At 65.7% G+C, this 14194-nt stretch carries 13 protein-coding genes; 8 read left to right on the forward strand and 5 right to left on the reverse strand.

The annotated features are described in order from the left end of the window. Window positions 1–52: 52 nt before the first annotated feature. Together AC6IW9_RS14160 and AC6IW9_RS14165 are read left to right on the forward strand one after the other, a co-directional pair. Entirely contained in the window at window positions 53–955 is a 903-nt protein-coding gene (locus AC6IW9_RS14160) for a crotonase/enoyl-CoA hydratase family protein (RefSeq protein WP_497764494.1), read from the forward strand. A 33-nt stretch (window positions 956–988) separates the two neighbouring features. After that, complete coding sequence (locus AC6IW9_RS14165; RefSeq protein WP_497764496.1) at window positions 989–3292, forward strand: putative bifunctional diguanylate cyclase/phosphodiesterase; 2304 nt, start codon at window positions 989–991, stop codon at window positions 3290–3292. A 15-nt stretch (window positions 3293–3307) separates the two neighbouring features. Here AC6IW9_RS14165 and AC6IW9_RS14170 read toward each other — a convergent pair whose 3' ends face one another. After that, window positions 3308–4060 (reverse strand): enoyl-CoA hydratase-related protein, encoded by a 753-nt coding sequence (locus AC6IW9_RS14170; RefSeq protein ID WP_497764497.1) that lies wholly within the window; start codon window positions 4058–4060, stop codon window positions 3308–3310. Window positions 4061–4475: 415 nt separating this feature from the next. Between AC6IW9_RS14170 and AC6IW9_RS14175 the strand changes: the two genes are divergently transcribed. After that, complete coding sequence (locus AC6IW9_RS14175) at window positions 4476–5051, forward strand: hypothetical protein (protein ID WP_497764498.1); 576 nt, start codon at window positions 4476–4478, stop codon at window positions 5049–5051. Window positions 5052–5115: 64 nt separating this feature from the next. Here AC6IW9_RS14175 and AC6IW9_RS14180 read toward each other — a convergent pair whose 3' ends face one another. The 3 genes from AC6IW9_RS14180 to maiA all read right to left on the reverse strand — a co-directional run bounded on the left by AC6IW9_RS14180 (window position 5116) and on the right by maiA (window position 7997). Next, window positions 5116–5799 (reverse strand): ABC transporter ATP-binding protein, encoded by a 684-nt coding sequence (locus tag AC6IW9_RS14180; protein ID WP_497764499.1) that lies wholly within the window; start codon window positions 5797–5799, stop codon window positions 5116–5118. A gap of 5 nt (window positions 5800–5804) precedes the next feature. Then, window positions 5805–7109, reverse strand: coding sequence for a lipoprotein-releasing ABC transporter permease subunit (locus AC6IW9_RS14185; RefSeq protein ID WP_497764500.1), 1305 nt, complete (start codon window positions 7107–7109; stop codon window positions 5805–5807). Between the two features lie 255 nt (window positions 7110–7364). Continuing rightward, window positions 7365–7997, reverse strand: coding sequence for a maleylacetoacetate isomerase (gene maiA / locus AC6IW9_RS14190; protein ID WP_497764501.1), 633 nt, complete (start codon window positions 7995–7997; stop codon window positions 7365–7367). Between the two features lie 85 nt (window positions 7998–8082). Here maiA and hppD point away from each other — a divergent pair, with 85 nt between their 5' ends. From hppD to AC6IW9_RS14210, 4 genes are read left to right on the forward strand one after another with little or no spacing between them, the layout of a single operon-like run. After that, window positions 8083–9192, forward strand: coding sequence for a 4-hydroxyphenylpyruvate dioxygenase (gene hppD, locus AC6IW9_RS14195; RefSeq protein ID WP_497764502.1), 1110 nt, complete (start codon window positions 8083–8085; stop codon window positions 9190–9192). Next, on the forward strand, window positions 9189–10487 hold the full coding sequence (gene hmgA / locus AC6IW9_RS14200; protein ID WP_497764503.1) for a homogentisate 1,2-dioxygenase: 1299 nt from the start codon (window positions 9189–9191) through the stop codon (window positions 10485–10487). Before hppD ends, hmgA begins: the two co-directional genes overlap by 4 nt. A gap of 7 nt (window positions 10488–10494) precedes the next feature. After that, complete coding sequence (locus tag AC6IW9_RS14205; RefSeq protein WP_497764505.1) at window positions 10495–11508, forward strand: fumarylacetoacetate hydrolase family protein; 1014 nt, start codon at window positions 10495–10497, stop codon at window positions 11506–11508. Between the two features lie 10 nt (window positions 11509–11518). Beyond that, a complete protein-coding gene (locus tag AC6IW9_RS14210) occupies window positions 11519–12535 on the forward strand; it encodes an aldo/keto reductase (protein WP_497764507.1) in 1017 nt (338 codons plus the stop codon). Between the two features lie 483 nt (window positions 12536–13018). Here the strand turns inward: AC6IW9_RS14210 and AC6IW9_RS14215 are convergent, their stop codons facing one another. After that, window positions 13019–13378, reverse strand: a complete 360-nt coding sequence (locus AC6IW9_RS14215; protein ID WP_497764508.1) for a hypothetical protein — start codon at window positions 13376–13378, stop codon at window positions 13019–13021. A 195-nt stretch (window positions 13379–13573) separates the two neighbouring features. Between AC6IW9_RS14215 and AC6IW9_RS14220 the strand changes: the two genes are divergently transcribed. Next, window positions 13574–14128, forward strand: coding sequence for an SRPBCC family protein (locus AC6IW9_RS14220; protein WP_497764509.1), 555 nt, complete (start codon window positions 13574–13576; stop codon window positions 14126–14128). The last annotated feature ends 66 nt before the right edge of the window (window positions 14129–14194 follow it).

Raw genomic sequence — 14194 nt, forward strand, 5'->3', positions numbered from 1 at the left:
GAGAAGCTGCGACGCTGCTTCGGCGATATCCCCGGACTTGCGAAGAGACGCCATGACGAAGGCTGCTTTGACCTACCAGCCCAGGGACCCGGACGAGTTTCCGCGCTGGAAATTCGATTATCTCGACATCGATTACGACAGCGCGGCTCAGGCGGTCTGGATGAGCTACAAAGCCTCCTCGCCGCATTCCTACTCTCTGCGGATGCTCGCGGAGATCGCCGATGTGCGCGAGTCCTTGCGTTTGCTGTTCGCCTCGCCTGCGGTCGAGCGCCATCCGATCCGCTATTTCGTGATGGCGTCGAAGAAGCCGAATGTCTTCAGCCTGGGCGGGGATCTCGCTTCCTTCGCCGCAGCCATCCGCCGACGCGACCTCGATTCTCTCTATCGCTACGGCCATGTCGCGATCGATGTCATCTATGGATTGACCTGCAGCTTCGACCTGCCCATCGTCACCTTGTCGGTCGTCGCCGGCCAATGCCTCGGCGGAGGCTTCGAAGGCGCGCTGACGACGGATTTCCTCATCGCCGAGAGCGGCGCCAAGATGGGCGTCCCGGAGCAGGCTTTCAACACTTTTCCCGGAATGGGAGCGGTGACGCTGCTGACGCGGCGCGTCGGCGCCGCCCTGTCCGAGCAGATCATCTCGAGCGGCGCGGCTTACACCGCAGAGCAGATGCAGGAGTTCGGCGTCGTCGACGTCGTGGCTCCGTCAGGCGCGTTGCGCGAGACGGCGGAGGCTTGGATGCTCGAAGGGGAGGATCGCTGGCTTCGCCGACGTGCGCTGGCGCAGACGCGGCGGCATTGTTTCCCGATCGACGAGGCCGAGCTCATTCGTATCGTCGAGCTCTGGGCCGATTGCTCGTACAATGTGCTGGATCAGGACCTGCGCCACATGGAGCGCCTGGTCGCCGCGCAAAAGAGGCTCACGCCCGGCGTTCGCAAGCAACCGGCCGACTAGCTCGGCGTCCGAGAGACCAGAAAGCGGGCCCCGATGTCCGGATCGCCGATCGAAGACGGGACGACGCGCGACGAGGTGACCGCCGAGATTCACCGCGATCTCGTCGAGACATTGTTCGGCACGCCGGGTTCTTTCGCGGCGGGCCTGTTCGGCGGTCTGCTGTCTCCGGGGATCGCCTGGCTGCTCACCGGCGATCGGGTCTACGCCTATCTTCTCGCCGTCATGACGGGATGGGCGGCCTATCGGGCTCATTTGCTGTTCGCCCACATTCGGACGCCGCTCGAGGAGCGGCGGCGCGACGCGCGCAAATGGGAGATTCGCTACGCCATCGGCGGCATCGGCTTCATGGTCGTGATCGGCGTGACCGCCGCCATTCTCTTCGCCACGCATCGAGACGAGATTTCGGCCTATTATGGCGTCGTCATCATGATGGGGTGCGCCGGCGCGCTCGCCGGGCGCAATGCAGGCAGCCCGCCGATCGTGTTCGGGCAGATGATCGCCTTGTGCGCGCCGTTGACCTTCACGGCCCTGTTTCACGCCGACGTCGAATATTGGGGGCTCGCGCTCATCTTCGTTCTCGTCTTCGTCTCGGTCAAATCGACGACCAAATTCCTGCACGCCAATCTCGAAGCGGCGCTGCGCAACGGGCGTGACGCGAATCTTCAGCGGCGGCGGTTCAAATCCGCATTGAACAGCATGAGCCACGGCCTCTGCATGGGCAACGCCGACAAGTCGCTCACCGTCGTCAATCATCGCCTCATCGAGTTCTTCGGCCTCGCGCAGGACGAGCGGCCGCAGCAGCTGCGCGCGCTCGCGGCGCGGATCGCCGAAGCGACGGACATGCCTCGGGAGGACCGCCGCGCCTTCGTCGAACAATGGGAGTCGCATGCGGCGCTGCCCAAGACCAGCGTGTTCTCGCGCGAGCTCGGCGACCGCATCTACGACTTCCGCTGCGAGCCCGCCGACAACGGGGCCTTCGTCACCGTGATCGAGGATGTCACCGAACAGCGCAAAGCGGCGCGCGAAATCGAACGCATCGCCCATTTCGACACTCTGACCAGCCTCGCCAACCGCTTCCAGTTTCAGCAGCGGCTGGAGCGCGATCTTCGCCATGTTCACAAACGCGGACTCTGTCTCGCTCTGCTCAGCATCGATCTCGATCAGTTCAAGGAGGTCAACGACACGCTCGGCCATTCGATCGGCGATCTGCTGCTGCGCGCCGTCGCCGACCGGCTGCGCGAATGCGTGCGCACGGTCGACATGGTGGCGCGCTTCGGCGGCGATGAATTCTGCGTGCTGATGCATCCGACGCCGGAGATGCCGCCGGCGGACGCGCTCGCCCAGCGCATCATCGAGAGGCTCGGCCGTCCCTACACGATCGAAGGCCACACGATCGTGATCGGCGCCAGCGTCGGCCTCTGCGTCGCGCCCCGTGACGCGACGACGACCGAAGGCCTGCTGAAATGCGGCGATCTCGCCATGTATCATTCGAAAGCCGCCGGCCGGCGCAGGGCGCTCTGGTTCGACACGGCGATGGAGGACGCGCTGCTGCGGAAGCGGCGCATCGAGCGCGATCTGCGCGAGGCGCTCAGAACCGACGCGCTCGATGTCCATTACCAGCCGATCTTCGACGTCCGCGACCAGTCGGTCTCCTCCTGCGAAGCGCTAGCGCGCTGGCGGCATCCGCAGCTCGGCGCCGTCTCGCCGGCAACGTTCATTCCGATCGCCGAAGAGACGGGCGTCATCGTCGATCTCGGCGAATGGGTGCTGCGCAACGCCTGCCGCGATGCGCGGCGTTGGCCCCGCTTGTCTCGAATCGCCGTCAATTTCTCCTGCAAGCAATTCCAGCAGCCCGATCTCGTCGCACGCGTGGAGGCGGCGCTCTCCGCGGCCTCGCTCGATCCCGGCCGGCTCGAGGTGGAGATCACCGAGTCGACGCTGATGCAGGACACGGAAGACGCCGCCGCGAAGATCGCAGGGCTGCGCGCCTTGGGCGTCCGCCTCTCTCTGGACGATTTCGGAACGGGATTCAGCAGCCTCGCTTATCTCAACAGCTTTCCGGTCGACAAGGTCAAGCTCGATCGCTCCTTCGTTCTCCAACTGTCGTCGTCGCCCAAGGCCCAGGCGATCGTCGGCGCAGTCGCGCAACTCACGCGGGACCTCGGGGTCGAACTCGTCGCGGAGGGCGTCGAGACGAGCGAGCAGCTCGCGCTGCTGCGCGCCAAGAACGTCCATTTGATACAAGGGTTCTTGTTCAGCGCGCCGAAACCCCGAGAGGAGCTCGACGTGCTGTTTTCGGGGCAGCGCGCGGATAGTCTGCTCAAAGTCGTCGCCTGAGAGGCCCGCGCGCCCTCAGACGCGTCTGCTTGCGGCGACGGAGACGGCCTTCCTGCGGACCGGCGGCGCCGTGATGCGTTGCGCCCGGAACATGCTGTAGGACGCGTTATGGCGCCGGCCGCACTGGCGCACATAGCTCGCGGCCCCGCCGACGCCCGGTTCGCTCGCGACGATATGCTTGACGATGCCGAGCTCCTGCATCTGCAGGGCGGTCAGCACCTCGCCGTTTTCCATGAGGCGCTCGGCCTTCACGAAGCCGAGTTTTTGCGCCAGCGCGCCATAGATCCCCACGGCCGAAGTCAAATCCGCCTCGAAGCAGAATCGGGCGTCGTGATCGGCGACGATCATGGAGCAGGACAGGGCGAAGTCCATGTCCACTCCTTTCAGATAGGATCTCACCCACGCGATCGATATGACGGGCGCGTCTAGAATGAGATGCGAATTGGCTGAGGCGAGATCGTCGAACCCGTCCACCGCCATAGGTTCTTCGTCGCTGCGATGAGCGAAGTCGTACACGAGGTATTTGAGTCCTCGCAGTCGATCTGTCGAGATGTGCTCGAGCAACAGGCTCAGCCCTTCCACGCTGTCACGATCGAAGCCCGGTTCGAGCTTGCTCACAAGCAGCGTATCCAAATCGTCGAAACGGTGGAGCCTCAGGGCGCGCTGGCGCGACAGGAAATCCAAGTCGTCCAACCATGCAGTAGGAGAAACATAAGTTTCGTCAGCGACAACGGTGGACATGTCGATCTTAGAAACTACCGCATTCATGCTTCGTCTCCTCATGGGGAAGGTTGAATAACGGTTAACAGAATACTTAAAATTTTAAAGGATTTTCGTGGCAAGATCCCGTTAAGGTTAATATCAAGAGCGAAAATTTACGTACGTACCCCAAGTGGTTTGGGAGCCTTGCCGGGCTGCGGCATTTAGCCGCAGGCCAGTTCCATAGCTCATGTGATTCCCACCCCAGCGAGCGGAGCGCGCGACGGCGCGCACGGCCGCGCCCGCGCCTCGCGCGGCGAGCGGCGAAAGAACAGTCCCTAGGTCGATGAGATCATGTGCTAAGAGCAGATGCGGCGCTGGCGGCGGCGGACCGGCGACATTCGCCGCCAATGCGGGATTGGAACGACGACAGACCGACGCTCGCGAATGAAGCGGCGGGAAACGACAACGAGGGAGAGAAGCGATGATCCTGAGAATTCTCGTCGCGGCGGCGCTGGCGACGACCGGCCTCGTCTCGCAGGCCGAGGCCCATGGCGGCGTCAGTCTCGACTCCGGCCAGTGCATCATGAAGATCGGCCCGGACACGATGAACTTCACCGGCTATCAGCCGCTGAAGTCTCGCGATCAATTCTGTGACGACATTCCGGACGTCGGACCGACCATCATCGTGCTGGACGCCGTGCAGGACGAACTGCGCGACATGGCGCTGGAGATCCGCGTTCTGCGCGACGTGGGGCAGAGCGACGACAACGAGAATCTCGAACAGAACACCGAGGTCTATGTTCCGCCGAAGAAATATCGGACCGGCACGCTCAACTTCGAGTACAATTTCGCGAACAAGGGCAAATATATCGGACTCGTCAAGGCCAAGGCGGACGACGGCCGCGAATATGTCTCGCGCTTCCCCTTCTCGGTCGGCACCACCGTCGACAGGGATCTCTTCGTCGCGGGCTTCTTCGCCGTGCTCGGACTCGTCGGCTTCGGATTGTGGTACAAGAACGCTTTCATCGACAGGAACAAGAAAAAGAAAGCGGCCTGAGACGCACAGGCGCTAGGCGCGGCCGCGTTCGCGCGCGGCCCGCCCGTGTTTCGCGAAGCGACGTTCAGGCGATCTCGACGATACGCCCGTCGACCAGCGTGACTCGCCGGTCCATCTGATCGGCGAGGTCGAGATTATGCGTGGCGATCAGCGCTGCGAGGCCCGTGTTGCGGGCGAGCGCCATCAATGTCGCGAACACATGCTCGGCCGTGCGCGGATCGAGATTGCCGGTCGGCTCGTCGGCCAGCAGCACATGCGGCGCATTGGCGACGGCGCGGGCGATGGCGACGCGCTGTTGTTCGCCGCCGGAGAGTTCCGAGGGCAGATGGCGCGCGCGCGGCCCGAGACGCAGATAGTCGAGCAGCTCCTGCGCGCGGCGCTCGGCCTCGCGCCGGTCGAGCCCGCCGATCGTCTGCGGCAGCGCGACATTCTCGAGCGCCGTGAACTCCGGCAGCAGGTGATGGAACTGATAGACGAAGCCGATCGCCGTGCGGCGCAGCGCCGTGCGATCATTGTCGGACATTTGCGAGGTCGCGCCGCCCGCCAAGTAGATTTCGCCCGCGTCGGCGCGCTCGAGCAGCCCGGCGATATGGAGCAGAGTGGATTTGCCGGCTCCGGAGGGCGCTACCAGCGCCACCGTCTCGCCGGGCGCGAGCGCGAGATCGACGCAGGTCAGAATGTCGAGACGCGTCGCGCCTTCGCGATAATGGCGGGCGACGCCCGCGAGCACGAGAACCGGAGAGGCCATGTCCTTCACTCGTGCCGCAGCGCGTCGATCGGATCGAGGCTCGCCGCCTTCCACGCGGGATAGATGGAGGCGAGGATCGCGAGGACCAATGTCATCGTCACCACCAGAGTGACTTCGCGCGGCTCGACGATCGAGGGAAGGCGCGAGAGGAAATAGAGCTCGGCCGGAAACAGATTGGCGTGCATCAGTCTGTTGAGCGCGAGACGGATGGCGTCGAGATTGGTGGCGAGCGTGAGCCCGAGAAGAAAGCCGGCGATGTCGCCTGCGATCCCGATCGACGCGCCGATGATGAGGAAGATGCGCAGCACCGAGCCACGCGTCGCGCCCATGGTGCGCAGAATGGCGATGTCGGAGGACTTGTCCTTCACCAGCATGGTGAGGCCCGAGACGATATTGAGCGCCGCCACCAGCACGATCAGCGTCAATATGATGAACATCACATTGCTCTCGACCTGCAGCGTGTCGAAGAAGGTCTTGTTGCGCTGGCGCCAGTCGGTGAGGATCAGCGGGCGTTCGATCTTCGTCTCGACATCGGCGCGGAACGTGTCGACCGATTGCGGATTCTCGATGAAAGCCTCGATGACCGTCGCTTCGTTCTCGCGGTTGAAGAACAATTGCGATTCGGCGAGCGGCATATAGACGAACACCCGATCATATTCGGACATGCCGATCTGGAAGATCGCGACGACCGGATAGGCTTTTATGCGCGGCGCGACGCCGAAGGGCGTCGAGGCGCCCTTGGCGATGAGCAGGCTCACATTGTCGCCGACGCGGATGCCGAGCGTCTCGGCGAGACGCTGGCCGATGGCGACGCCGCCGGCGGCGTCGAAGCCCTCGAGCGTTCCGTCCTTCACATTGCCGGCCATGCCCGGCAGACGCAGAATATCCTGCTCGCGCATGCCGCGCACCAGCGCGCCCGACTGGCCATAGGGCGAGGAGATTCCCGCCGCGCCCTCGACCATCGGAATGACGAGCTTCGCGCCGGGCAGGCGCTGCATCTGATCGGTGACCTGCGCCCAGTCGGTCAGCGGGCGTTCGACCGCCTGCACGAAGGCGTGGCCGTCGATGCCGACGATCTTGTCCATCAGCTCCTTGTGGAATCCGTTCATCACCGACATCACGACGATGAGCGTCGCGACGCCGAGCGTGATGCCGAGAAAGGAGAAGCCGGCGATGACGGAGACGAAGCCATTGGCGCGGCGCGCCCGCACATAGCGGAGGGCGACGGCCCATTCGAAGGGCGCGAAGACGCGCGCGCGAGATTGCGGCGGCGCGGCGCCGGTCGCCGTGGACAGGGAAGATTCGCTCATCGCTTCCATTGTGCCGTCCCGCCCGAACCGGTTCAAGCGCGCCCGCGAGGCGCCGCGCAGCGCCTCCACCGGATTTTCGGCCGGCGAATCGGACGCCTTGCAGCGTCCTGTTCGACGACAGCGGCGCGATCATGGCGACAGGGCGGCGAGAGCGCGGCGAAGCATGCGCCGCCACGAATTGCAGCCGCTTTCTTCCGCTCGCCCATTTGCGCGGCGTCTTCTCCTACAGGCGGGAGAACGAGCACGCGTCCCGGGTCACTCCGCGTCGGGCTGGCGCGAGGGATGGGCGGCGGCGAAAGCCGGATGGGCGGCGCAATGCGCCTCGATCGCCAGCAGCTTCGGCAGGTTCGCGAGCGGCGTCGCGAAACGGCGCGCGGCGAAGAGCTGCGGGACGAGGCAGACGTCGGCGAGCGTGGGCTCGGCGCCGAAACAGAAGGGGGCGCCCCGAACGAGGCGCTCGATCGCCTCGAGGCCGCCGTTCAGCGTCCAATGGCGGACCCATGAATCGACCGCCTCCTCGCTCTGGCCGAGGCGGCCGCGCAGATAATCGAGCACGCGGCGATTGTTGAGCGGATGAATGTCGCAGGCGATGGCGAGAGCGACGCCGCGCACCTCGGCCGCGAGCACAGGGTCGGCGGGAACGAGCCGCGGCTGCGGCGCGAGCCAGTCCAGATATTCGATGATCGCCAGCGATTGGCCGAGCACGGTTCCGTCTTCGAGCTCGAGCGCCGGCGCGAGGCCTTGCGGATTTTTGGCGAGAAAATCGGGAAGCCGCTGCTCGCCGCGCGCCAGATGCACGAAGACGCGCTCGACCTCGAGCCCTTTGAGCGCCAAGGCGATGCGCACGCGATAGGCGGCCGAGGAGCGAAAGTAATCGTAAAGCTTCATCGCGCGAATTCTCCGGAGCCGGGCCTTCAAAACTGCCTGCGGAGCAATATGTCGAAAGGCGAATTCGAATCGCAAGGAGGCGCGAATGGAGCCTTCTCCCGAGGCGCGAGCGTCGCGCGTTGAGCCCGTCGACAATCCGATGGGTACGGATGGGTTCGAATTCGTCGAATTCGCCCATCCCGAGCCTGCCGCGCTCGCGGCTCGGTTCGAGCGGATGGGCTTTGTCGCCGTCGCGCGCCACCGCTCGAAGAATGTGACGCTCTATCGCCAGGGCGACGTGAACTACGTGCTGAACGCCGAGCCGGACAGTTTCGCCGCCGCTTTCGCGCGCGCACACGGCCCCTCGGCCTGCGCCATGGGCTTTCGCGTCACGGATGCGGCCCTCGCTCTCGGCCGCGCCCTCGACATGGGCGCGACGGCGGCGCAGGCGAAGATCGGGCCGATGGAGTTGAACATTCCGGCGATCGTCGGCGTCGGCGGCGCGCTGATCTATCTCGTCGATCGCTATGGCGAGAACGGCTCGATCTGGGACGTCGATTTCCGGTGGACGGCCGAGCGCGATCCGCGTCCCGAGGGCGTCGGCCTCACGACGCTCGATCATCTGACCCACAATGTCTATCGCGGCCATATGGACGAATGGGCCGGATGGTACGAGCGCTTCTTCGGCTTCCGGCAGATTCGCTATTTCGACATAGAGGGAAGGCTCACCGGCCTGCATTCGCGCGCCATGGCGAGTCCTTGCGGAAAGATTCGCATTCCGATCAACGAGAGCGTCGACGACAAGAGCCAGATCGAGGAATATCTCGCGGCCTACAAGGGCGAGGGGATCCAGCATATCGCCTGCGCCTGCGGCGATATCTACCGCACTGTGGCGGCGCTGCGCGCGCGCGGGCTCGAGTTCATGCCGGCGCCGCCGGGGGCCTATTACGACCGCATCGACGATCGCCTGCCCGGACATGGCGAGCCGGTGGAGACATTGCGCGAGCTCGGGCTCTTGATCGACGGCGCCGGCGGCGCGCGGCCGAAGCTGCTGCTGCAGATTTTCTCCAAGACGATGATCGGGCCGATCTTCTTCGAATTCATCCAGCGCAAGGGCGACGAAGGCTTCGGCGAAGGCAATTTCCGCGCGTTGTTCCAATCGATCGAGGACGATCAGGTGAAGCGCGGCGCGCTGAAAGCGGAGGCGGGGCGATGATCTGTTCTCATCTCTCCGGCTTCGGCAATGAATTCGCGAGCGAGGCGCTGCCGGGCGCTCTGCCTCTCGGCCAGAACTCGCCGCAGCAATGCCCCTATAAGCTCTATGCCGAGCAGATCTCCGGCTCCGCCTTCACCGCGCCGCGCGGCGCCAATCTGCGCTCATGGCTCTATCGTATCCGCCCTTCGGTGCGTCACTTCGGGCGTTTCGAGCGCGTCGATCTCCCTTATTGGACGAGCGCGCCGGCGCGTGGCGAGAACGATCCGCCGATCGGGCAATATCGATGGGACCCGCCGCCCATGCCGCAGGGCGATCTCGGCTTCGTCGAGGGCGTGCGCAGCATGACCACGGCCGGCGACGTCGACGCGCGCCGCGGGCTGTCGATCGGATTCTATTTCGCCACGCGATCGATGACCGACGATTATTTCTACGACGCCGACGGCGAGCTCATGATCCTGCCGCAGGAGGGCGCGCTGCGCTTCGTCACGGAATTCGGCCGGCTGGAGGTCGCGCCGGGTGAGATCTGCGTCATTCCGCGCGGCGTGAAATTCCGCGCGGAGCTCGCCGGCGCCGCGGCGCGCGGCTATTTCTGCGAGAATTACGGCGCGCCCTTCACGCTTCCCTATCGCGGGCCGATCGGCGCCAACGGACTCGCCGAGCCGCGCGATTTTCTGGCGCCCGTCGCCGCCTTCGAGGACGCGGAGACGTCCTGCCGGCTCACGGTGAAATGGGGCGGAAAATTCTTCGCCTGCGGCCTCGACCATTCGCCGCTCGACGTCGTCGCCTGGCGCGGCAATCTCACGCCCTACAAATATGATCTGAGGCGCTTCTCGCCGGTCGGCTCGATTCTCTTCGATCATCCCGATCCGTCGATCTTCTGCGTGCTCGGCTCGCTCTCGGGCGAGCCGGGCGTCGCCGACATCGATTTCGTCATCTTCCCCGAGCGCTGGCTCGTCGCCGAGCACAGCTTTCGTCCGCCCTGGTACCACGTCAATGTGATGAGCGAATTCATGGGGCTGATCTACGGACGCTATGACGCCAAGCCCAGCGGCTTCGCGCCCGGCGGCGCCTCGCTGCACGGCGCCATGCTGCCGCACGGACCGGACGCCGAGGCCTTCGAGAGGGCGACCAATGAGACATTGGCGCCGGCCAAGCTCGAAGGAACGCTCGCCTTCATGTTGGAGACGCGGCTGCCGCAGCGTCTCACGCGTTACGCCGCGACTCTGTCGACGCTGCAGAAGGACTATGCCGACTGCTGGTCCGGTCTTCCGCGGCGCTTCGACGGCGCGCCATGAGGTCCGCATGAAGCTCGCTTCGCTCCGCGGCGGCCGTGATGGACGGCTGGTCGTCGTGTCCAGGGACTTGACGCGCGCGACCGAGGCGGCGGCGGTCGCCCCCTGTCTGCAGGCCGCGCTCGACGATTGGGCGCGCGCCGCCCCGCGCCTCGCCGAACTCGCCGAGGCGCTCGAGGAAGAACTCGTCCCGGCCTTCCGCTTTTGCGAGCACGATTGCCTCTCGCCGCTTCCGCGCGCATTTCAATGGGCGGACGGCTCGGCCTATGTGAATCACGTCGCCCTGGTGCGCAAGGCGCGCGGCGCCGAGATGCCGCTCTCCTTCTGGAGCGATCCGCTGATCTATCAGGGCGGCTCCGACGGGTTTCTGGCGCCGCGCGAGCCCATTCCCTTTCTCGACGAGAAATTCGGGCTCGATCTCGAGGCCGAGGTCGCGATCGTCACCGACGATGCGCCGCTCGGCGTGGACGCAGGCTCGGCGCTCGCGCATGTCGCGCTGGTCATGCTCGTCAATGACGTGACCTTGCGCGGGCTGACCGCGAGCGAGCTCGCCAAGGGTTTCGGCTTCTTCCAGTCGAAGCCGGCGTCGGCCTTCTCGCCGGTCGCCGTCACGCCCGACGAGCTCGGCGCCGCCTGGAGCCGCGGAAAGCTCGCTCTGCCGCTGCTCTCCTTCGTCAATGACGCGCCGCTCGGGCGGCCCGACGCCGGCTGCGACATGACCTTCGATTTCGGGGCGCTGATCGCTCATGCGGCGGGGACGCGGGCGCTCGCGGCGGGCTCGATCATCGGCTCCGGCACGGTGTCCAATCGCGCCGCCGACGGCGGCCCGGGCAAGCCCATCAGGGAAGGCGGGCTCGGCTATTCCTGCATCGCCGAGCAGCGCGTCGTCGAGACCTTGCGCGGCGGCGCGCCGCGCACGCCGTTTCTGAAACCGGGCGACAGGGTGCGGATCGAGATGCGCGACGCGCGCGGCCATTCGATCTTCGGCGCGATCGAACAGGAGGTCGCCGCGCGAGCGAAGTGAGGAGCGAGCAATGGCGGAGAAGACATCCGCGCTGGAGAGCATATCGATCGACGCGCTGCCCTTGTCCGCTTCGCGCATTGCTCTCGGCACTTGGGCGATCGGCGGCTGGATGTGGGGCGGCAGCGACGAGGCTGCGGCGATCGCGACTATTCACGCGGCGCTCGATCACGGCGTCACGCTGATCGACACGGCGCCGGTCTATGGCTTCGGCCGCGCGGAGGAGATCGTCGGCAAGGCGCTCGCCGAGGGCGGACGTCGTGAGCGCGCGCTCATCGCCACCAAGGTCGGGCTCGATTGGAGCGAGGGCCGGCCGGTCCGCAACGCCGGCCGGGCGCGGATCGAGACGGAGATCGAGGAGTCGCTGCGCCGGCTGCGCACGGATGTGATCGACATCTATCAGCTGCATTGGCCGGACCCGGCGACGCCGATCGAGGAGACGGCGGCGGCGATGGAGGCGTTGCGCCGCGCGGGCAAAATCCGTGCGATCGGCGTCAGCAATCTGTCGCCGGCGCAAATGGACGCTTTTCGCGCCGTGGCGCCGCTGCAGACGGCGCAGCCGCCATACAATCTGTTCGAGCGGGGGATCGAGGCGGATGTGCTGCCCTATTGCGTTCGCGAGCGCCTCGTCACGCTGTGCTACGGCGCGCTGTGCCGCGGCCTCCTCGCCGGGACGATCAGCGAACAGCCCCGCTTCGAGGGCGATGATCTCAGGCTTCGCGATCCGAAGTTCCAGCCGCCGCGTCTGCGGCAATATCTCGACGCCGTGGAGCGGCTCGACCAATTCGCGCGGGAGAATTACGGCAAGCGCGTGATCCATCTCGCGCTGCGCTTCGTCCTCGACAAGGCGTGGACGAATATCGCCTTGTGGGGCGCGCGCCGCCCGGAGCAGCTGGCGCCGATCGCGGAGATTTCGGGCTGGCGGCTCGACGAGGCCGCGATGAATGCGATCGATGCGATTCTCGCCGAGACGATCGTCGATCCCGTCGGGCCGGAATTCATGGTGCCGCAGGCGCGGCGCGAAGTTTGAGCGTCGGCCTCCCCCGCCGTCCGAGGGCGGCGCTCCTCTGGGAGAAAGGAGCGCCGCCCATTGACGGCCGATCTGAGGGATGCGCCATGGGAACACAGGCCGCGGCGTCGCCGCTCGCAGATCCGACTGTGGCGCTGTCGTCGGAGAACGTCCGACCTCTGCCTTTTAACTCGGCCGACGGATTCCGCGAGCCTCGGCGGCTGCGAACCGCGTCTCGACGCCCATGTCCGGACCGCATTGGGGGATGCGCCAGCGGCGCTGCGGCCGAGCATTTCGGTGGCGTTCGAGACGCGGGGTCCGCCATCGCAGCCGGCGAGCGCCCGCGGAAATCCTCCGCTGGTCGTTTCGCGTCGGGGATATTCGCGAAACGAGGACCCTTGGGGGGCTCCTGCACGATCGCCTCGCGCCTCGAGAGGCGGTCGCATCATGCGGGAAGTTCAGAACACGCCGGGCGCGAAGACGCGCGCCATCGACGGTCCGATGTCAGGCGAGAACCGGCGGCGCTCGGGAGCGGAGATTATCGGGGCTTTCGTCGAGATCGCGGCCGAGCCGTGCGGCGAATTCAAAACGGGTCGAAATTTCGAAACGATAGACGATATGGGTAATGACGCTCGGCAAAATCGGCGCCGCGCTGGAGACGCAGGCGTCGCAGCAGACGACGAAGGGAATCGGCGTCGTTCCTTTGGCCTTCTCGCCGTCATGGCAGAAATCGGCGCGATCCGCGAAGATGCTGACGCCTGCTCCGCTGTGGCCGCGGTGCGAGGCGAAGCCGAGCGCGCCCACGACGACCGTCAGCGCATAGAGCGCGACAGCGAGCCGTTTGAATGAGAGAGAGCGTAGCATTCCGGCCATAATCATCAGCCTTGCACTCATCGCGCGGGGAGTCAAGAAAGGCCGACGTAAGGCCGTGCCGATTTGGGAGAGTGGGGGCGCCCTCGAATCGTCCGCTCTGTCGAGAGCCTTGACGCGCGGCCGTGCGCGGGAGTTATTTGCCGCCGCGGCCGTGATCGGGACCGCATGGCTTCGGGAGGAAATCCAATGTCGTTCGTCGTCGCCCGCTGGGGAATCGTCCTGGCGGCTCTGTCGCTCGCGGCTCTCGCGCCGGCCTCGACAGGCTTCGCCCATGGCCCGTCGCGCCAGAAGGTCACCGAATCGATCGAGATCGCCGCGCCCGCCGAGAAGGTCTGGGCCGTGGTCGGCAATTTCCAGGATCTGAGCTGGCTGCCCGCGGTCGCCAAGACGGAAGGGACCGGCGAAAATGCGCCGGAGAAGGCGACCCGCCACATCACGCTGAAGAACGGCGGCGAGATCGACGAGCTGCTGACCAGATATGACGCCAAGGATTTCACGCTCGCCTATCGCATCGAAAAGGTCGATGTGAAGATCCTGCCGGTGAATAATTATTCCTCGACGCTGACGGTGAAGCCGCAGGGCGACAAGAGCGTCGTCGAATGGAAGGGCGCCTTCTATCGCGGCTATCCGAACAATGATCCGCCGCCCGAGCTTTCCGACGAGGCGGCGCTCGCGGCGGTGACCGGGCTCTACAAGTCGGGCCTCGCCGCGCTGAAGGAAAAGATCGAGAGCGGCAAGTGAGGGCCGAGGCTGCGGGCCTACCGGCCCGCACGCCGGTCGGCAAACTCCTGGCCCTCATCCTGAGGC

Source organism: Methylosinus sp. shoA (assembly GCF_059718125.1).